Source organism: Pseudomonas sp. W5-36, from assembly GCF_046540455.1.
GTDB lineage: Bacteria > Pseudomonadota > Gammaproteobacteria > Pseudomonadales > Pseudomonadaceae > Aquipseudomonas > Aquipseudomonas graminis_B.
On sequence record NZ_JAXCIQ010000012.1, the window covers coordinates 12,225 to 31,498 of the forward strand.

General features: G+C 53.0%; 14 protein-coding genes. 4 read left to right on the forward strand and 10 right to left on the reverse strand.

Annotated elements, in window-relative coordinates; translation table 11 throughout:
* Positions 1-77: 77 nt before the first annotated feature.
* The gene (locus SLW74_RS18540; protein ID WP_410929732.1) at positions 78-446 is read right to left on the reverse strand and encodes a PAS domain S-box protein; all 369 of its coding nucleotides are present in this window, start codon (positions 444-446) and stop codon (positions 78-80) included.
* 620 nt (positions 447-1,066) lie between these two features.
* Here SLW74_RS18540 and SLW74_RS18545 point away from each other — a divergent pair.
* Complete coding sequence (locus SLW74_RS18545) at positions 1,067-1,429, forward strand: response regulator (protein ID WP_133777124.1); 363 nt, start codon at positions 1,067-1,069, stop codon at positions 1,427-1,429.
* A gap of 63 nt (positions 1,430-1,492) precedes the next feature.
* Positions 1,493-3,088 (forward strand): histidine kinase famiy protein, encoded by a 1,596-nt coding sequence (locus SLW74_RS18550; protein ID WP_346631402.1) that lies wholly within the window; start codon positions 1,493-1,495, stop codon positions 3,086-3,088.
* 152 nt (positions 3,089-3,240) lie between these two features.
* Here SLW74_RS18550 and SLW74_RS18555 read toward each other — a convergent pair whose 3' ends face one another.
* The 3 genes from SLW74_RS18555 to bdcA form a co-directional block, all read right to left on the reverse strand.
* Entirely contained in the window at positions 3,241-3,996 is a 756-nt protein-coding gene (locus SLW74_RS18555; protein WP_410929733.1) for a DUF6555 family protein, read from the reverse strand.
* Between the two features lie 573 nt (positions 3,997-4,569).
* Entirely contained in the window at positions 4,570-6,990 is a 2,421-nt protein-coding gene (locus SLW74_RS18560) for an AAA family ATPase (protein WP_346631403.1), read from the reverse strand.
* Positions 6,991-7,192: 202 nt separating this feature from the next.
* The gene (gene bdcA / locus SLW74_RS18565) at positions 7,193-7,906 is read right to left on the reverse strand and encodes an SDR family oxidoreductase (protein ID WP_122535771.1); all 714 of its coding nucleotides are present in this window, start codon (positions 7,904-7,906) and stop codon (positions 7,193-7,195) included.
* 72 nt (positions 7,907-7,978) lie between these two features.
* On the opposite strand from bdcA, the gene SLW74_RS18570 reads away from it, so the two are divergent.
* Both SLW74_RS18570 and SLW74_RS18575 read left to right on the forward strand, forming a co-directional pair.
* Entirely contained in the window at positions 7,979-8,572 is a 594-nt protein-coding gene (locus tag SLW74_RS18570; RefSeq protein ID WP_410929734.1) for a TetR/AcrR family transcriptional regulator, read from the forward strand.
* Between the two features lie 252 nt (positions 8,573-8,824).
* Positions 8,825-9,067 (forward strand): type II toxin-antitoxin system ParD family antitoxin, encoded by a 243-nt coding sequence (locus SLW74_RS18575; RefSeq protein WP_346631406.1) that lies wholly within the window; start codon positions 8,825-8,827, stop codon positions 9,065-9,067.
* 1,284 nt (positions 9,068-10,351) lie between these two features.
* Here the strand turns inward: SLW74_RS18575 and SLW74_RS18580 are convergent.
* The 6 genes from SLW74_RS18580 to SLW74_RS18605 form a co-directional block, all read right to left on the reverse strand.
* A complete protein-coding gene (locus SLW74_RS18580) occupies positions 10,352-11,833 on the reverse strand; it encodes a TnsD family Tn7-like transposition protein (protein WP_410929735.1) in 1,482 nt (493 codons plus the stop codon).
* 24 nt (positions 11,834-11,857) lie between these two features.
* Positions 11,858-13,303 carry an ATP-binding protein gene (locus tag SLW74_RS18585; RefSeq protein ID WP_410929736.1) on the reverse strand — a complete coding sequence of 482 codons (1,446 nt, stop codon included), beginning with the start codon at positions 13,301-13,303 and terminating at the stop codon, positions 11,858-11,860.
* Positions 13,296-15,467, reverse strand: coding sequence for a transposase (locus SLW74_RS18590; RefSeq protein ID WP_410929737.1), 2,172 nt, complete (start codon positions 15,465-15,467; stop codon positions 13,296-13,298). Before SLW74_RS18590 ends, SLW74_RS18585 begins: the two co-directional genes overlap by 8 nt.
* Entirely contained in the window at positions 15,460-16,359 is a 900-nt protein-coding gene (locus SLW74_RS18595) for a TnsA endonuclease N-terminal domain-containing protein (RefSeq protein WP_346631409.1), read from the reverse strand. Before SLW74_RS18595 ends, SLW74_RS18590 begins: the two co-directional genes overlap by 8 nt.
* 243 nt (positions 16,360-16,602) lie before the next feature.
* Positions 16,603-18,438, reverse strand: coding sequence for a glutamine--fructose-6-phosphate transaminase (isomerizing) (gene glmS, locus SLW74_RS18600; protein WP_410929738.1), 1,836 nt, complete (start codon positions 18,436-18,438; stop codon positions 16,603-16,605).
* A 9-nt stretch (positions 18,439-18,447) separates the two neighbouring features.
* Positions 18,448-19,218 carry a DeoR/GlpR family DNA-binding transcription regulator gene (locus SLW74_RS18605; RefSeq protein WP_208600742.1) on the reverse strand — a complete coding sequence of 257 codons (771 nt, stop codon included), beginning with the start codon at positions 19,216-19,218 and terminating at the stop codon, positions 18,448-18,450.
* Between the last annotated feature and the right edge of the window lie 56 nt (positions 19,219-19,274).

Consider the following 19,274-nt stretch of genomic DNA (forward strand, 5'->3'; position numbering starts at 1 on the left):
ACTGCTCCCACCAGCGCCTCATTCTCCCTTGAGGCTTCAATGGTCCTTGTCAGCACACTGGAATACAAAACGATCTGCTAGGCACGTCCACTTGCACCTGTAAACGGCATCACCATTGTCCTTAGCCAGACATGTCGACCATCCCGGCTGCAAAGGCGCAACGTGCCGCTGTAATGCTTGCCTTGGGCAATTGCGTCGAGAGCCCGGCGCTGATGTACATCTCCATGCAGTTCAGAGGGACTGAGTTCACGGAGGGTACGGCCGGACAGTTCTGCCCTGGTGAATCCCAACTCTTTCTCGAACAAGGCGTTCACCTGCAGGATGACACCTGCCGCGTCCAAACTAACGGACACGGTTTCGAGATCCAGAGTGGCCTTTATCTGCTCCAGAGCCACCAGCCGTTTCTCCAATTGCTGGATTTTATTTTTTAACCGGTTATTGAACATAAAGGCCGCTCGCGTTGATATTCAAGGCTATCGACAACCTGAAAAAAACCTTGAAAGGCAGTTGTTTTCAGACAGTATAAAGTTCGCAAGTACCTCCCAGCGACGGACGTGAGCTTTAGTACATGAACACTGCAAGACGAACGTCGAAAGCTCGCGAGTAGGCTTCAGCTAATACCTTGAACTGCTCCGGAGTTACAGCATGCGCTAAACGAGACCAGTGCTGACACCGAGGGCGCGGCCATGAGCTTGACTTAGACCGATAATGGAGTCCGCAGACCAGATTTGCTCCAGACACGTAAGCAGTCCCTGCTGTAGGTCTTGCTTCAGCCTCAAAGCACGAATGAGACGCTGCGGATCGGAGGCTGAGTTGAGCAGACGGTTGGCCATAGCGCTTCTCTCTATAGCAAAGAGACTGAACGGAAAATGCCTTAGCCTAACTGACTGACCCGCCGTGCATAAGTCGGTAACCGTTTTTTCTATACAGGCATCCGGACTGTCGGAACTCCATGAGTTTAACCGCAGCACTGGACTGACCGGCCGGCAAATTCCACTCGATTATTAGGAATCAACCACTGAAGATTCTGTCGGAGCAGAAACACTCTTCTGTAGAGCTACTGCGAATGGACTCCATCCTGGTTGTTGAAGACGAGCGTCTGATCCTGAATCTGGTAATCGACGTTTTGGAAATGTATGGCTACACGGCTACGCCTTTCAGCAATGCCGATGCTGCCTGGAGATTTATCGAAAACTGCGGCTATCCTCCGCGGCTACTGATTACGGATCTGCAGATGCCAGGAGAGATTGATGGCATTGAGTTGGTTAGGCGCGTCCGTCGGCTTCAGCCTTCGACGCCCGTTGTCGTCGCTTCCGGCTACCACTCCACTGCTGAATCACTGGCTGATCATCGCGTGCACTGGTTACCCAAACCGTTTGAAATCGATCAGTTGCACGCGATCTGTCAAAAACTTGCACCACAGCATTAAAGACTGTTCATATATACAGACTATTCACAGATAGCGTACTGTTTGATACAGGCCGGAGCAGCGATGGCGAGTCACCCAACACGTGTAAACGATAGCTCCACCGGAGACATCAGCGGATCAGATCACAACATCTTCTTCGCTGCCGTGGAGACCACGCGCATGCCGATGATCGTCACAGACCCCAAACGGCCTGATAACCCGATAATCTTCGCGAACAACGCATTCATCGACATGACCGGTTACAGCCGCGATGAAATCGTGGGCTCTAACTGTCGATTTCTGCAGGGGCCCGAAACCGATCCAGCTGCCGTCAAGCAGGTCCGTGAGGCCATTGCTTCCAATGTCGAAGTGGCTGTGGAGCTGGTGAACTACAAGAAAGACGGTTCAGCCTTCTGGAACGCGCTTTTTATTTCGCCGGTGCACAACGAGTCCGGTGAGCTGATCTATTTTTTTGCCTCGCAGCTGGATGTCAGCCGCCGGCGTGATGCCGAGGACGGGTTGCGCCAGGCTCAGAAAATGGAAGCGCTGGGCCAGCTCACGGGCGGTATTGCACACGACTTCAACAATCTGCTGCAGGTGATGATTGGCTATCTGGACATGATCCAGCGTACCGCCGATAAACCGCATTACGATCAGCAGCGGATTCTGCGCAGCGCAGGTAACGCACGAGACGCTGCTGAACGGGCGAAAACGCTCACTCAACAGCTGCTCGCCTTTTCGCGCAAGCAGAAGCTTCAGGGCCGTGTGGTGAACCTGAATGCCATTATCACCTCATCGCAGGAGATGGCCGAGCGCACGTTGATAAGTACCGACATCAGGCTGGCTCTGGCAAGCGATCTATGGAATTGCAGGGTGGACACGACCCAAACAGAGGTCGCGTTGCTGAATATATTCATCAATGCCCGTGATGCCATGGAATCACGACAGCAGCGACTCCTGACCATGGAGACCAAGAACGTACAAATTCAGAACCTCGCCTCAATGTCATATGACGGGTTGATGCCTGGACGTTATGTCAGCGTGGCTATTACTGACAACGGCGCTGGTATGCCGGCTTCCATCGTCAGCCGGGTGATGGACCCCTTCTTCACCACAAAAGATGAAGGAAAGGGCTCCGGATTAGGGCTTTCCATGGTGTACGGATTTATGAAGCAATCCGGAGGAACGGCCCGGATTTATTCCGAAGAGGGCATCGGCACAACCATTCGGATGTATTTCCCCGCGGATGACAGCCAGCTCTACACCCTGCCCGTCATGGAGGCGATCGTCGAGCAATCAGGCCGAGAACGGGTTTTGATTGTGGAAGACCGTCCGGACGTCGCGGAACTGGCCAGAATGGTCTTGGAAGAATATGGCTATACGTGCGGACTGGCCTACAGCGGCCAGGAAGCACTTGCCATTCTCAAAGGAGAACAATTTGATCTGCTTTTTACCGACCTGATCATGCCTGGTGGAATGAACGGCGTGATGCTGGCCCGGGAAGCCAAGCGCTTTTGCCCCACCTTAAAGGTGCTGCTGACAACTGGTTATTCCGAGAACTCGCTAGAGCGTACGGATGCCGGGGGCAACGAGTTTGATGTGATATCCAAACCCTACGTGCCCACCGACCTGGCGAAGAAGGTACGGCAGGTGCTGGAGGGTCCCAATGGGGTCAGCTGACTATTCATTCTTGTTCAGTGCAATCTTGAAAGCCCGCCGGCCTACTCCGTTGGTGCATTGAAACACCCTGCGAGATTTGAGCTGATCCTCTAAGCGTGCGACTACTGCACCTGGACAATACCGTGCCGCTCTGCGAGTGGCTTGCTAACAGTCTAGACCCTGTCTCGGCGATGTTTCGGCATCTGCGCAACCCACGAATGCACTGCAGCCCAGTGCCAGGCCTCAGCATTGCTCATGGTTTCTCCGCGATTACTACCAGTGCGAGCAGCCTGAAGCTGCTTCATTTGCACTTTGAGCTTGGCGATTTTCTCTTCCAGCCGCACCGTCTTGGCTCCAGAGGATGTGGGCTCTTGCCGATCCGCATTATCAAGTGCCGTTAGGTAACGGTTGATGCTCGATTCGATTTCTTCCATGCGCCGCTTCAGTTTGGCGCTGGTGAAATTTCGGTCGCGGCTGTTGATGGCTTTAAACTTGCTGCCATCAATGGCAACCAGATTTTCACCGAATAATCCCAACTGCTGACATAGCACTACGAACTGGCGACAGACGCCTCGGATGGCCTTGCTGTTGTCTTTTCGGAAGTTGGCGATGGTCTTGAAATCGGGCATCAAACGCCCTGTCAGCCACATCAACTCGACGTTGCGTTGGGCTTCTCGTCCAAGACGCCGGCTCGATTGAATGCGGTTGAGATAGCCGTAGATGTAGATCTTCAGCAAGATTGCGGGGTGGTAAGCAGGTCGGCCGGTATCAGCTGGAATGACGCCTTCAAAACGTAGATTGACCAGGTCGAGTTCGTCGACGAAAACGTCGACTACTCGCACCGGATTTGTGTCACTGACGTAGTCGTCAAGGCTTTCGGGAAGCAAAGTGCTTCGGCCGCGATGCTCACCTTGAATGAAACGTTTCATGGGCAATCCTGCGTTAACACTTTGGGTAATCATAGCAACGTTAGCCGGGTCTTCACGTACTCTGACGTAAGCACGATATGCTACTGAATTTGAAGTTGAAGGGCATACCCATGGATGTAATTTCAGCGCACCGATTTTGTAAAAATCACCGAGCCCAAATTGAAGCAAGTGATCGTTGTGGCTGTTTTTACTGCTTAAGTGTGTTTTCGTCCGCAGGAATCACAGAGTGGGTCGATCTGGATACCACCGCTTTGTGTCCGAAGTGTGGGATTGACGCGGTCATCGGCTCAGCATCCAGCGCGCCGGTTAACCCAGAGTTTCTTTCGAAAATGAACGAGCACTGGTTTTAGACGATCCCATCGTTCGATGGTTTTCGGTCTGTCGGGCATCTACACAGAACGTGGTTTGACCCAGCGCCTTACGATGCTGCTAATCGAATACGTTTTTACACACTCTGGGCCAAAAGCAGACCCTCGAAGGAATCTACAAAATTAGGTCGAGTCACGGCCCACGCTATAATATTTCAGATATGCTTTGCACCCTAAATCGTATATGGTCTAGCATTCTCTCACATCAAGCTACTCGTTCGGGCTCACCAATGCTTTTTAATAGGGCATTATATTGGACCGCATCGGAAGCATATATTTTATCCAATACATATTTTGCTACTTTAGCAATCTCAGGGATTTCTACTGGCTTAAAGCTTCTGTCTGGAACAGCTTCTAGGTGAGAAAACTCATTGTTAAGACGATTAACAAGAGCAATGGCCGTATCCTCCTCTCCAAAGAACTTTTTTATCCGTTCAAAAGCGTCACTTCTGTCATCATGATATGGGTACTTGAAGAAAAGAAAAGCTTCTAGAAATTTTCGCAAATTGTTGCCGAAACCAAAGAAAGGTTCGTGACTAATCTGTGCAGCAGACTGGTCTTTACATTTATAGATCTGATGAAACAGGTAGTGAAATTCAGTGATGTAATCTTTGAGGTAAGACGGCATAAGTAAGATGTTGCTTGCGGCTCCGTTGCGCTCAATCATGAAATGCTCGTGATCGTAAACACTTTTGGTCTTACCTTCACCCGCAGGTATTTTCTTTGTTGGAATGGATAGACGCTTGAGGTATTTCAGAAAATCCAAATTATGTGTTGAAATGAAAAGCTGCTGGTAGCGATAACCGTTTGAACCATCGGGCTGTTTTATTGGCTTAGCGATCAAGCTCTCAATCAGGCTGAACATAAAAAATATATGATTGCTATCAAGGCTTGATATTGGGTCATCAATGTAGATTATCAGTTGTTTATCTTTGCTTTCTGGATCGTCTAATTTAGCAATAAAGTAGCAGAAGGCAATCAAACTGCATTCGCCCTCGCTTAAGTTGTACGCGGCCTTGCCGTCTCGTGTGATCTCGAACTTGACAGTTACCTTGTCAGCACCGTCACGAGGCTCAAGCTTGAGGCCGTCGTGACCGAAGAAGTTGTTGAGCAGTGAGTTAACTCGCCCGGCCCCTTTACGCTCGTCCTTCTGTCTGGCTCTTAGGGTTTGGACTTCTTTCTCTGCGTCACGAATTTCCTTTTCTGCGTCCGTATATGCCGTGCCTGCGGTATCGGCGCTGGTCTTGAGGGTCGCTATGCGGGCAGATTCCGTTTCATAGGTAATAGCGTCCGCAAAAGCAAACACGTCAGCCAAGCGGAGCGCATCTCTGGCGGCAGTCTTGTCTTTTTCTAGGGTCTTTGTCTTCCCATTGCTTTTGGCAATCAAATTATTGATGGCATCCACATGCTTCTGAATTTCATCGGGGTCGTGCAGTGACGGCGGAAATGCAACGGCACGGAACAGATTGCTTTTTCGCGTTTCCAGCGACTTCTTGAGTGTTTCCACATCGTTCTTATAGACGCCCAATGCATCGGCAAGCGCCTTGCTGCTCGTGTAAAAGTCAGAACGTTCCTCCGTGTAAAACTGATCACTGCTCAGCGGGACAAACCCACCGACGGCGGCAATCTCGGCATTAATTGAGGTAATGGCATTGTCCAAAGCGGTTTCAAGATCACCGGACTCCTTGCTGAAGTGCTCGTCTAACGTCTGCCAAACTTCATGAGGCAAGCTCTGTCGGCAGAAGGCACAGATTTCGCGTTTGTCACGGTGAAGTGCGATACCTTGCTTGACCCACAGTTGTAATACGCTGTCGTTAATTAGTTCTTGAATGGGCCTGGTCGGCGTGATCACTTTGGACAGAATTGGCTCAACTTGGCCTTTCAGGGAATCAAACTTGAGGGTAATAACAATCGTGTCCGTTATGTCAGGCAAAGCTTCTTGCTTGAGCAGTGCAAGCTTGCCAGCCTGCTCCTGAAGCGTCGGCAGGACGAATTCAACTTTTCTAGAAGCTGCAATGTCACGTCTGATGTGGTCGATGTTGTACACGGGAACGCCGTACTGGAGGTTCTTTTTGATCTTTTCAGCAGCATGCGAACGCAGCTTGCTTTCCAGTGCAGTGATAGCAGTACTGTGTTCGGTCTTGGTCCGGTCGCGCGCTTTTCTCATTGCTTCAAGGTCAAAGCGGATGCCAGTCTTGGCCTCAACGCTACCAAGCTTCGTCTCGATGGAAGCGATAGCGTCGTCAATCTCCTTGTTCCGCTCACCGACTATGGCGAAGGTTTTGATCTCACCGCCATCCTGATTGACCAAAAAGCTGAGGTTATCAGTGACAAAATCGCGGTTGTAGACCCTCACGTCATAGTGGTGGGTTAGTAGGTCCGAGCAGTTGACTAGCCCTTTGTCTCCGGTAACGGTGAAGGACGAGTCAAGATAGTTCAAAGGAAGTCTATGCGTCTCCAATGCGCGAAAGACACGAGAAAGGGTCGTCTTGCCCGAGTAGTTGCGTCCGTAGAGGATATTGAGACGCTGGAAGGTCTTAACGTTTTTTCCGCTGTCCTTAACGGATTTCTTCCACTCTAGCCCGCAAAAGCTACCGAAGTTTGCGATGTCTATCTGGTTGATCATTGATCCATTCCCACCCTGGTGGTCTTGAGATTCTTGCCACAGATTGAATCGCCTCCAGTGTAGTGGATGCGTCGAGTGTCTGCTCTTGGCCGAAAGCAGTCATCAGGACTGCCAACACCGCGCCAGCAAATCAGCCTCTCGCTGGCGACTGTGGAGGCTGAGCGCGTAGTAGGCCGGGCAGTTGAACCTGCCTGGCTGCATGTCAGGCGCCGAAGGCGCCGTCAATGGTGTGCATTGCGCCGGTAACAAAGCCTGCTTCCGGACCGGCTAACCAGGCCACCATTCCCGCTACTTCCTCAGAGCGACCGTGTCTTTTGATCGCCATGAAGCTGTGCATCAGGTCTTTCATGGGACCGTTCGCTGGATTGGCTTCAGTATCGATGGGCCCTGGCTGCACAATATTTATCGTGATTCCACGCGGGCCGAAATCACGGGATAGCCCCCGGGCCATTCCTTGAAGGGCGGATTTACTCAACGCGTAGGACGCCATGCCGGGAATCGGCATGCGGTCACCATTCACCGAACCGATTACGATGATCCGTCCGCCGTCAGGCATCTGTCGCGCTGCCTCCACCGAGGCGTGGTAAGGCGCTTGCACATTTATGCGGAACAGCCGATCAATCGCGTCCGGGTCCTGCTCGAGCGCGTCGCCGAAGATGGCAATGCCGGAATTTACGATCAATATGTCCAACGGACCGCTGTCGCGAACACGAGCGATGACGGCATCACGGTCGGCACTGTCTGTTAAGTAAGCACTGGCGCCGGTTTCGGTAGCCAGTGATTGTGCCGCTTCCGGCGAACCTGAATAAGTAAAAGCTACTTTGGCACCATCGGCGGCGAAACGTCTGACGATAGCTGCACCAATTCCACGGCTTCCGCCAAGCACCAGCACTGACTTGTTCTTGAAATTCGACATGAACGCACCCCTTGATTAATGTAGCGCATGTTACATTTATTAATCGCCACCCTGTCAAAGGATTTTGTAATAGTGACTACAGATAAACCCGCACGTGGGCGTCCTCGCCGGTTCGACCCTGACCAGGCTATTGCTACCGCCCAGAGCCTGTTCCATGCCAGAGGCTATGACGACGTAAGCGTCGCCGACCTCACCAAAGCCTTCGGGATCAATCCGCCGAGCTTTTACGCGGCATTTGGCAGCAAAGCGCAGTTGTACAGAAGGGTGCTTGATCGGTATGCCCTGACCGGCGCCATTCCGTTATTGGAGATACTCGGAACGAGTCGACCGCTGGCTGTTTCGCTTGCGCAGGTGTTGGAGCAAGCCGCGCGCGCCTACGCTGCCGATCCTTCAGCCACCGGCTGTATGGTGCTGGAGGGGACTCGATGCAACGATGTGGAAGCGCGCGAGGCCGCTTGCACCTTCCATGTCGCTGCACAGGATGTGATCAAAAACATCATTGCCGAGCGCTACCCGCGAGAGGCTGACCAGCTAGCGGATTATGTCAGCACCACGATGGCTGGCCTTTCAGCCAGCGCGCGTCACGGACAAAGCCTGGATCGTCTCCTGGCCACCGCCCAACTGGCCAGTGTTGCCCTCGCCCACGCTATTCCAGCTGAAATGTGAGGAGGACGCGGGTAGTTCTGCAACTACCGAGGAGAGACAGTTCGATGCCGACAATACTCACTGTATAGCCAATAGCCCACGGCTACTAAGCGCGTCTGCAGTCGGCCAAAATCGGTCGTTTGAAAAGCGAGAACGTCGTGCACGTATAGTGATGGGGCAACTTGTGAGCACGGCATCAAAAGGGAACATCACCGAAAGGCGCCACTGGTATGATTGGGTTAGCATCTCAGTACCTCACCAGGAGGCTCTAAAATGGCTGCTGTGCGCAAAAACATCGTCATATCAGATGCACAAGACCGCTGGATAAAGACTCAGATTGAGTCCGGTCGGTACGCGAGCTACAGCGAATGCATCCGTGCGCTCATCCACCGTGACCAGGAGCGATCTGATATTACCGAGGCGATCCGCTCTGCACTGATAGCCGGCGAGGACAGCGGCGAACCTATCCCATTCGACCCGGACGCATTCAACGAATTCATGTCGAAGACGAACTGATAGCGTGTTGATTTCAGCGAGGCATTAGCGATGCATCGGATGGCCTCATCCCGTCAGCCAAGAGCGAATCTGTCGCAATGACCGGAGCTGTGCTGACTACTCTGAAATGTCAGGCCGCGGGATGGTAGCTGGGACGTCATTACGACCACTTCGAAAGCATAAACCCTCTTTCTATTGATGCGCCGAGTATCTCGTTGATTGCCCAGCACATAGCGCTCAAGCCGATGCTTGATGGACGTACAAGCGCAAAGTCAGCTGTTGATGCAAAGTCGGGACCGACATCACTAACGCCGTGACACGTTGACATGCCGACCGCGAAGGCTAACCTAAGCACAAGTGGGGCAACCTTGGGTAATGGGCATGGCTACGAAAGAAAGTGAAAAAGTAAAGTCGGCTGCGCGTGCAAAGCTAAAAAAAATCCAGCAATCGCCTGGCTACAATAGCTTCTTCAAGGAATCTGCAGTTGAGGCGTTCGGTACCGTTGAGACGACCGCGTTTGCTGGAAAGTCTTTGAGCGGAAAAGCTCAGGCAGCCGCGGCCCGAGTGTCCCACTTATCTGAACCGTCTGAACCCCCTCAATAGGTCAGTGGCAATAACGATGTTATAGCCGCAAGCAACGGCCGCTTGGGCAATACTTGGGCAGACCGGCCGTTGACATTTCGCTCTCTCAAATATTGGAGCAAGTCGCGCGTGCTTACGTCACCGATCCGCCAGCCACTGGCTGTATGATGGTTGAAAGCACTCGATGCAACGACATAGAAGCGCCGGAGGCTGCTCTTGCGGCCTCCATAGCGCTGCGCAAGAGGTGATTAGAAACACTGTCGCCGAACGCTACCAACAAGAAGCTGACCGGTTGACAGACTTCGGCAGCACCACGATGCCGGACCTTTCGGCCAGCGCACGTCACGGTCAACGCTTGGATCGACTATTAGTCACTGCACAACTTGCCGGCGCTGCGCTCGCTCAAGCGATTCCGGTCCGAGCATAACCAGGATGCTGTGTGCAGCATTCGTTACATGGGCGGCCAGCGAACCAATATCTGGCTTGCATGTTCGCGCTGGTGCCAAATTGACCCATGTGCTGGAGCAAGGTTGACCCTCCACCAGAAGCGCATAACCTCAGTACAGCTGATGGTTCAGGAAGTATCAGACTGGGTCTGGACCTCCTCGGCAACTGGGTCAATTCAACATCGGTGTCCACACATATGGGTGACGACAGGCTAGGCAAGAGCCGTTTGGTGAGATCCCACCGGGTCCTGCGACAGCTTTAATTCCCTAAAATCAACTACCGCGCATACGAGAGAATGTGATAAATCTCGGCGTTGGAAACGCGGGGAATTCTAATTCCAGCAAAACGGAATACAACGCTCAACGCGCACTCCATAGTCAATTGATAGTTTGTAGCTGCCCACTGTATTTTTCTTATTTGGTGATCATGGTCAGATTCGACGAGGTCGTTCAACAGATTGATACTTATTGGAAATAGAGCTGGCCGCCTCAAAAAATCGTGGTCATTCGGTACCTGTCGGGCTAACGCGGCGCGGGTTATCTTCTGCGGTTTACCCTCAGCGGACCGCAGTAGATCATTTGCCTCCGCCAGGTCTCGTGCTAAGACTGAGTCTCTCGCTCTCCAATCGACTAAAGGTCCTCGTATTCTGAGAATTGGATGAGCCTCCACATATTGCGATAACCAGTCTCTATCGTGACGGTAAAGCCAAGTATAGCTAGGCTTGTCATGACACTTGGGTTCAGTACCCCTCAAAAAGGCTGATCGATGCGCCTCAACAGCGATCTCGTCAACGCCGCTAATCCCATAATCGTCCCTCGACCTGTCTTTAAATGATGGATCAGGATCAAGTCCAGGGTGGAAGTGTCTGAGTTGTTCCAGATCTGCACCCAGCAGCCAGCAAAGAGCATAATATTTAAACGGCTGTACGACATTACCGCGCGGGCGCAACAGTCGTAGGACCCAGTCACAGGATTGGGCGATTTCCTGAAACTCATTCACTAGAGGGCAGCACCGGAGTCGTCCAGTGACGAATGCTTTCAGTGCGGTCTCCCTGATTCGTCCGGCCCGTGTAAACCCCAAGTCATGCAGACGGTGACTTAGAAAACTTCCTGCCAGAAGAGCTTGAACCTCCGATGGGTGCTCTAGCCCCCAGAGCTGCATCTTCGAAATGGTTATAGATGCTGCATCGCAAGCAGATTCCATTACCGGCACTCCGTGCGCCTCGGTCGGAAACATCATGCAACGCCAGTCAGCCCTGTCTGGAAACGTTATTGCGTGAAGTACCTCCTCGTGATGGGGGCAGCTGCAATTCCCAATGGCTTGGTGAATCCGATGCCAGTAAGGCACCCCGTATTTCTGAATGTCCTCCCGTGTACAGCTCTCACAGTAACGGAATGAGTCGTGCTTGAGAAATCGCGACGCTGTGATACCCAAGCTCATTTTCAAACCCGAACCGGAGTTGCCAGCCATCGTCGCCCTGACGACTCGGTTCTTCGGTTCGTCTATGAACGGCCGGTAGAGCGGGAAGAGCGTGAAGCGTTCAATCAATTCATCAACAGAGTACGCTGCGTCTAGTCTTTGCGATAACGAACCTAAACAACACGGCAATACGGAGCCACAGGTCCTAGAATACCCGCCAAACAGCTCTTGGCTAGTCTGGCGGTAGCTCTCGTGCGCAATCAGCTTGTGGTACCGAACCGCCAGACTGTAGAGCGATTCATCGGGGTAGGGCTGGGGAAAAAACAACAAGCGCTCCATTGATCTGAGCTCCCGCGATTCGAGTCACCAGCTGGCATCTTTGTTCACCCAGCCACGCCGTTCAAGCTGAGTCTGCACGTCATCGTTTTCAGAAAAAAAGGCGCTTGGAGCATAGTCATTGGCAACTGGGACCACCGGTTTGCTGACAAGCTCTGCTGCGGCCTTTTCTACAGCCTCAACTGGCTCCACTGAGGCTTGCGTAATCAACGAAAGATGCGCTCGGCTTGCGCGGCGCGCTAGATCGTAATTCATCATCTGAACGATCTGGTCCTTCGTGGGCATCATGTCTTCGAAATCAGCAATCTGCAGTGGATCACCACTGCGTAGCGCCTCAATGGGCTTGTGCAGGAGCCTCATCTGGCTGTCGTACACCTGCTGCAATACTCCCGGCGTCACCGAATCGATGTTCTCCCAAATGGCATGGCGCTGAGCAAGCATGAGCAGCTTCACCAGAAAATCAGTGTTTCCTTGTGTGAGGTCATAGATCTTGGCGTGAAGTTCTAATGTCAATGGAGCCGGAACATTAGTCCAGTTGTAGGCCCAAAGCTGTGACACAAGATGAACCCAAAACGGGTCATCCCCAGAGAACCTGTCGAACGTGATCGGCCCCATCCCTGCAGCTCGCCGAGCGTTACGCAAAACCCCGGAAAACAACGGAAGCATAGCGTTGGTACCAACGTAGACCATCGGCACACCAGCGTCGTTTGATAGCGTTACGAAAAAGTTGAGCAGCTTTTCGCGGTCCTGACCACCTCGGGAAGAGCAGAGATGCTGCATCTCATCAATGATGAGTGCGCCTATGTAGTACGTCTTACATAGCTGACTGATGTGTTGGAGCATCACACTGATGCTGCGACCTGTGGCTCTCTTGGTTGAGTATTTCTCGACGCCTAAGGCTGCATCCAGAGAAGAGAAGAATGCAGCACAAAAGCCTCGTAGCGAGCCATCATGTGGGCATTCGATCTTGAGCCATACCACCTGCGTCTCAATGAGAATCTGCTGTTTATACTTTCTGTGGCTGATCACCTGTGGATACAATTTTGCAATGGAGTTGAGTGCGGTTGTTTTACCCATTCCGCTCAATCCGATCAGGGTCACAGTTTCTGCTGTGGACATGAACCCATGACCCTTGATCTCGGCAGAGGAAAGCAACCTGTGCCTTACGGACGATGCGTCCAGCGGGTTGCGCCCCGTATACCCATACCGGATCAGTTGACTGAATAAATCCTCTAATCGCAGGTGAACCTCGAAAGGTACGACGACATCCTTCAACCTATTTAAGCCATGACCACGGAGCTTCGTGTCCAGCCCCCGCTCAGCTTCATCAGGACGTGCAGGGATGTTCCCGATTCGTCGGACGACATCTACGTCTGAAAGAATCTTCGGAAGGCACTCAATGAGTGGATTTCCATCGTATTGAGAGATCCCCGTCGGAGTGTATTCGGCAGTTGCAAATCTACGGTCACTCATGATTGGCCTCGTGGTCTGCATTAACCACCAGTTTCAGGAAAGCAGCACTCCGGCCCGAACCAGTTTTCCCGGCCAACGGCTTAGGCATGTCCTCCGCAACCGGTAGGCTGTCCACAAGGCGTAGTTGATTAAGATCAGCAGTGTCGAGATCGCGCTCGTTCTGAATTTCAGCCGCCCGTTTCGAACGCTTGTCACGCTTGAATTCTGCCTTGGATTTAGGGTCCCCCTGAGCTTTGCGCTTGGCTTTGGCACGGTCAATGATTTCCTGTTGACGTTCCTGGAGAAGAGCACCGGTGTTGGCACTCTCGTACAGGGTGTCAGGGGAGACCTGCTTCAGAATACTGATCATATCCAGGACCTCCTCCATGCGAAGTCCACTATACTTAGCCTTTTGCTGAGGAACGATGGTTAACGACTCGAAACCTGCGTCAGACTTGATCCAACAATTTTCCGCAGCGTTTGGATCGTAATAAACCCTAACGTACTTGGTCTTAAAGTTATGAGACCGCTCCAACCATCCTGAACGGATGGCTGTCTCACAAGTGTACTGCACACCCTGAAAATAGATGCCGTTCCTGCTGATTCGACATTCCTGCGAAGGCAGCAGCGCAATCTTAAGCTCTGCAGGTGATACTACCTTTGAGTTCAGCAAACTGTTGGCCATAGACCATTTCCACACGGCGATTGGCGTAGGCTCTACTTCTGCGGCAATCATCTCTCGGTTCAGGAGATGAGGTATCCGAAGGCTGTTGTTGTGTGCTAGGACTCCTAAGATGACCATCTCGGTGAACTCATCAATATCGAAGATCGCGTCGAGTTGGTAGTCGCGATCACCACGCTCCATTTTTCGCGCATCAACTCCGCCAGGGACAAACTTCAAGTCAAGCCTGTCATTGATCAGCCGGAACCGACTCTCAACGATGCTTTTCCAATCCGGCCGAAACGGTGGAAGAATCTTAACTGCGGTACCGAGAGTTTTTGTCATAGTCTCCCCTGCCTCGCTGAGCAACTCGGCGCGGTCCGCAACGATTTCGACCGGCAGATGAGAGCAAGGCCAATCAGCCTCATCAATCTCAACGTTGTAACGCTTACAAAATTCTTTCTTGGGCGTGCAGGCATTGTAAATGGCATGCCTAGCGCCATTCCAACTGGGCCCTTCCAAGCCAACATGCACTCCTACGATCATCCTAGTAAAGGTATCGACCACCACGTACAGAACTGGCCTACCGATCAACCATAAACGGTTTACACGATGAACCAAATAAACATCAGCTATTGTCGAATCGATTTCGTACCGTTGACCAGCGCCGACCAAACCGTGCGCGGCCGACCCCACGATCGGACGGTGATCTTTGTTGTAGCGAACGGCTCCACCACGGGTCTTAAGTTTGTAAAGTTCATCAAAAAATAGCTTTCCGTGATGACTTAGTTGATGGACCGACGGATAGGTCCCTCGCACTAGATTCCCCTTAGAGCCATCAGGTTTGATGGACATGTAAAACTTATTGAGCATCCATTCATGAGCTTTCTTTAAAGTTCCACACCTGCCACTGGCAACGCGTCCATAAGCCAGCCGGATATGTGCCATATGCCGCGATTCGAGCATGATTGCACCGCCGTCATCCGCAACCACGCCACGATATTTCAGAGGTCGACCCGGAATAATCCCAGACGCACGGCTTTTTTCCTTACCGGGACCTCCACACACACTTGTATTCCACAAGAAGGCATTACGTGTTTGCCCCATGCTCCAGTATCGGTAGAGAAGTCGATAAATCTGTTTTCGATCAACCCCCATCAACATCGCGTGTTGAGCAACTAGTGCGCCGAAGTTTGAAGACAAAATATCGAGAGGCGCTTGGTTTTCCACCAGATCCCTCACCAATGCCCAGTTTTTTCCCCTGCTTGCTTTTTCATTCGCACCTATATCATCCTCGCTGCGAAGCAGATGCTTCGGCACCATCTCCAGATTGATGACTGCCGCTCCGTTTTCCAACTCTTCGATGAGCAAGGATCTCTCAACTTTCCGAGGCTTAGCCGGATTTGTCCGCAACTCAATTACTAGGACAAAATCATCAGTAAAGCCCAGAACTCTGACCGGATTACTGAATAGCTCTGATCCTTCACCTGGGCAAACGATGCAGTTAACTCCCAGACTAAGCATGACGCGGCACCTCGAGGGATGGTGTAGCAGGGAAAAATGATTTGCTGCCCCAAACGGGTAAAGGGCTTGTTAGACTGATCAAGCCAGCGTTGAGGTCCGCTTCCAATCTGCCGATCCAAAGGAGGTGATGAAAGAGACGTTTAACGCCCATATAGTCGACAAATATTGCGCGCGAGGCTTTTTCTAACAACGCTTTTAACGGCAGTTTATCAGTCTCAGACCCAGCGATGAATTCGAGCAGATTATTTATGTTCTTATCCGTGGGCAGCGAGGGATGGATGAACGCATAGGTTCTAAGGACACCCAAGTTTGCCATCTTGAACTGTGGAAGATTTTCATGAAGAACTAACTTCCATTCAACCTTTCTTATCGCCCAATATTTTTCCTCGATCTCAAGCTTCTCCGCGATCCGATTTTGCTCCTTGACACTAGCGTCCTCGAATTCCTTCCTATACTTCACAGAACGGGCGGCCAACCTTTCCTTTCCGGTGGAATCGATGAACGTGATAAGAAAGTCGGTGGTCATGACGAAAGGGACTTGAGTACCAGGGTAAACCGGATGGCGATAATTCAGACTCGATGCGATCGCCCGCGTGTCGGATTGCGTTAGAAGTGGGAATTGCTCCCGGATGTCGATGATGGAAGGATCTTGCTCAAGGATCATCAGATAGTCACGCTCGGCGTTCGAAAGCAAATGATGGGTGCGATGAAATTTCACCCCAGGTACAAGATGGGAAACCCCTCTCGATTTGATGTCCCATATTTTGATCCAGGGGAGATAGGATTCTCTAACCCCTTCGCCTCGCCCTAATTTAATTTTTCTATCGATTTGCAGCTGAGTCACCAGCTTCGAAGTGGCGGGCTTCACACGTGCATCTGGTAGAGATGTCATTTTACGAGTCGCTTATCAGAGGGCGACCCGCTCGGTCAGGACGACACTGGACGAATGTCGCGTTAGGAAATGAAGAGCGGGTTGAGCCTGGACTGCAGTCACAGCAGTGCCTAGAGGATTGTGAGCCTATATTTTGAAAGCGGCCTCTACTCCGACAAACGGTCGGGCAGAGGCCTGTGACAACCTTTATTACCTTGTGACAACCTTTATTGTTTGGAAACATAAAAGTATGCTGTGGATAACTTATTCCACCGTCACAGACTTCGCCAAGTTACGCGGCTGATCCACATCCGTACCCTTCAGCACTGCCACGTAATACGAAAGCAGTTGCAGCGGGATGGTGTAGAGAATCGGCGTCAGTGCATCGAGGATATGGGGCATGGAAACCACATGGGTGCCCTCTCCGTTGACCAGCCCGGCCTGTTCGTCCGCGAAGACGATCAGCTCGCCGCCCCGTGCCCGCACTTCCTGCAGGTTGGACTTCAGCTTCTCCAGCAGCTCGTTGTTAGGTGCCACGGTGACAACAGGCATGTCACTGTCCACCAGTGCCAACGGGCCGTGTTTCAGTTCGCCGGCCGGATAGGCTTCAGCGTGAATGTAGGAGATCTCCTTGAGCTTCAACGCGCCTTCCATCGCCACCGGGAATTGCGCGCCACGACCCAGGAACAGGGTGTGATTCTTCTCGGCGAACAGTTCGGCAATTTTCTCCACCGTTGTATCCATCGCCAGCGCTTCACCCAGGCGGGTCGGCAGGCGGCGCAGTTCTTCAACCAGTTCTGCTTCCACGCCAGCTTCCAGCGTGCCTTTGACCTGACCCAGTGACAACGTCAGCAACATCAGCGCGACCAACTGGGTGGTGAACGCTTTGGTCGACGCGACGCCGATTTCCGGGCCGGCCTGAGTGAGCAGGGTCAGATCGGACTCACGCACCAGCGAACTGATGCCCACGTTGCAGATCGCCAGGCTGGCAAGAAAACCCAGTTCCTTGGCGTTGCGCAGCGCGGCCAAGGTGTCAGCCGTCTCGCCGGACTGGGAGATCGAAACGAACAGTGTGTCCGGCTGGACCACGACTTTGCGGTAGCGGAATTCGCTGGCCACCTCGACCTGGCAGGGAATACCAGCCAAGCCTTCGAGCCAGTAACGCGCGACCATGCCGGCGTGATAGCTGGTGCCACAGGCGACGATTTGTACGTTGCGTACTTTAGCGAACAGCTCCGCCGCTTGCGGCCCGAATGCCTGCACCAACACCTGCTGCTGACCGAGACGGCCTTCCAGGGTGCGCTGCACGACTTTGGGCTGCTCGTGGATTTCCTTGAGCATGAAGTGGCGGTACTCGCCTTTGTCCGCCGCTTCTGCGCCTTCATGGTACTGAACGATCTCACGCTCGACAGGCCGGCCGGAGGCGTCCCAGATCTGCACGTTGTCGCGACGGATCTCGGCGATGTCGCCCTCTTCCAGGTACATGAAACGGTCCGTAACCTGACGCAACGCCAGCTGATCAGAGGCGAGGAAGTTTTCCCCAAGGCCCAGACCCACCACCAGCGGACTGCCACTGCGAGCAGCAATCAGGCGATCCGGTTGCTGTGCGCTGATGACCGCAAGACCATACGCGCCGTGCAGTTCTTTGACCGTAGCCTTCAAGGCAGCGGCCAGGTCAGGGGTGTCCCGCAGTTTGTGGTGCAGCAGGTGGACAATGACCTCGGTGTCCGTGTCAGACGTGAACACGTAACCCAGACCCTTCAAGCGCTCGCGAAGCGGCTCATGGTTTTCGATGATGCCGTTGTGCACCACCGCCAGTTGCTCGTTGGAGAAATGCGGGTGCGCGTTGTGCTCCAGCGGCGCGCCATGGGTCGCCCAACGGGTGTGGGCAATGCCGAGGCGTCCTGTCACCGGTTCGCCGGCAAGAGCCCGCTCCAGTTCGTTCACCTTGCCGACTCGACGACGACGCTCGAGCACGCCGGCGTTGTTGAATAACGCTACGCCAGCGCTGTCGTAGCCCCGGTATTCCAGGCGCTTGAGGCCCTCCAGCAGGATCGCAGTCACATTCCGTTCAGCAACAGCGCCGACAATTCCACACATGGTCTTCTCCTAGGAAACAGCAGCGCAAATCAAGGTTACGCCGCGAGCCTGAATTTGTTCGCGTGCCTCTTGAGGCAGGCGGTCATCGGTAATGAGGGTATGGACGCTGCTCCAGGGCAGCTCCAGATTGGGAATCTTGCGCCCGACCTTGTCGGCCTCGACCATCACGATCACTTCCCGGGCGACTTCGGCCATCACCCGGCTGAGGCCGAGCAGTTCGTTGAATGTGGTTGTACCGCGGGTCAGATCAATGCCATCGGCACCGATAAACAGCTGATCAAAATCGTAGGAACGCAGCACCTGCTCTGCCACCTGGCCCTGAAACGACTCTGAATGCGGGTCCCACGTGCCGCCGGTCATCAGCAGGACCGGTTCGTGCTCCAGTTCACCCAGCGCGTTGGCGACATGCAGTGAATTGGTCATCACCACGAGGCCCGGCTGCAACCCCAGCTCCGGGATCATCGCAGCCGTTGTACTGCCGCTGTCGATGATGATCCGTGCGTGTTCCCGAATGCGGGCAACCGCCGCGCGTGCGATGGCTTGTTTGAACCTGGAAACGGGCTGGCCGGGTTCGCCGATCAATTCCTGGGGCATCGGGATGGCGCCGCCGTAACGACGAAGCAACAACCCGTTGCTTTCGAGCGCAGCCAGATCCTTCCGGACCGTCACCTCGGAGGTCTCAAAGCGCTTGGCCAACTCATCCACACTTACCTCGCCCCGCTCATTGAGCAAAGCAAGGATGTTATGGCGGCGCTGGGGCGTATTACGTTTCGACATGATGATCTTAAGTTTCGATTCGAAAGTTAACGATCGCAATGAAAGCTCATCGAAAGATA

Coding starts and splice junctions, on each gene's coding strand:
- glmS (WP_410929738.1), bottom strand. CDS start 18,438: ATGTGTGGAATTGTCGGCGCTGTTGCTGAACGGAATGTGACTGCGATC.
- bdcA (WP_122535771.1), bottom strand. CDS start 7,906: ATGTCGAATTTCAAGAACAAGTCAGTGCTGGTGCTTGGCGGAAGCCGT.
- SLW74_RS18595 (WP_346631409.1), bottom strand. CDS start 16,359: ATGACATCTCTACCAGATGCACGTGTGAAGCCCGCCACTTCGAAGCTG.
- SLW74_RS18560 (WP_346631403.1), bottom strand. CDS start 6,990: ATGATCAACCAGATAGACATCGCAAACTTCGGTAGCTTTTGCGGGCTA.
- SLW74_RS18550 (WP_346631402.1), top strand. CDS start 1,493: ATGGCGAGTCACCCAACACGTGTAAACGATAGCTCCACCGGAGACATC.
- SLW74_RS18540 (WP_410929732.1), bottom strand. CDS start 446: ATGTTCAATAACCGGTTAAAAAATAAAATCCAGCAATTGGAGAAACGG.
- SLW74_RS18585 (WP_410929736.1), bottom strand. CDS start 13,303: ATGAGTGACCGTAGATTTGCAACTGCCGAATACACTCCGACGGGGATC.
- SLW74_RS18555 (WP_410929733.1), bottom strand. CDS start 3,996: ATGAAACGTTTCATTCAAGGTGAGCATCGCGGCCGAAGCACTTTGCTT.
- SLW74_RS18545 (WP_133777124.1), top strand. CDS start 1,067: ATGGACTCCATCCTGGTTGTTGAAGACGAGCGTCTGATCCTGAATCTG.
- SLW74_RS18580 (WP_410929735.1), bottom strand. CDS start 11,833: ATGGAGCGCTTGTTGTTTTTTCCCCAGCCCTACCCCGATGAATCGCTC.
- SLW74_RS18590 (WP_410929737.1), bottom strand. CDS start 15,467: ATGCTTAGTCTGGGAGTTAACTGCATCGTTTGCCCAGGTGAAGGATCA.
- SLW74_RS18575 (WP_346631406.1), top strand. CDS start 8,825: ATGGCTGCTGTGCGCAAAAACATCGTCATATCAGATGCACAAGACCGC.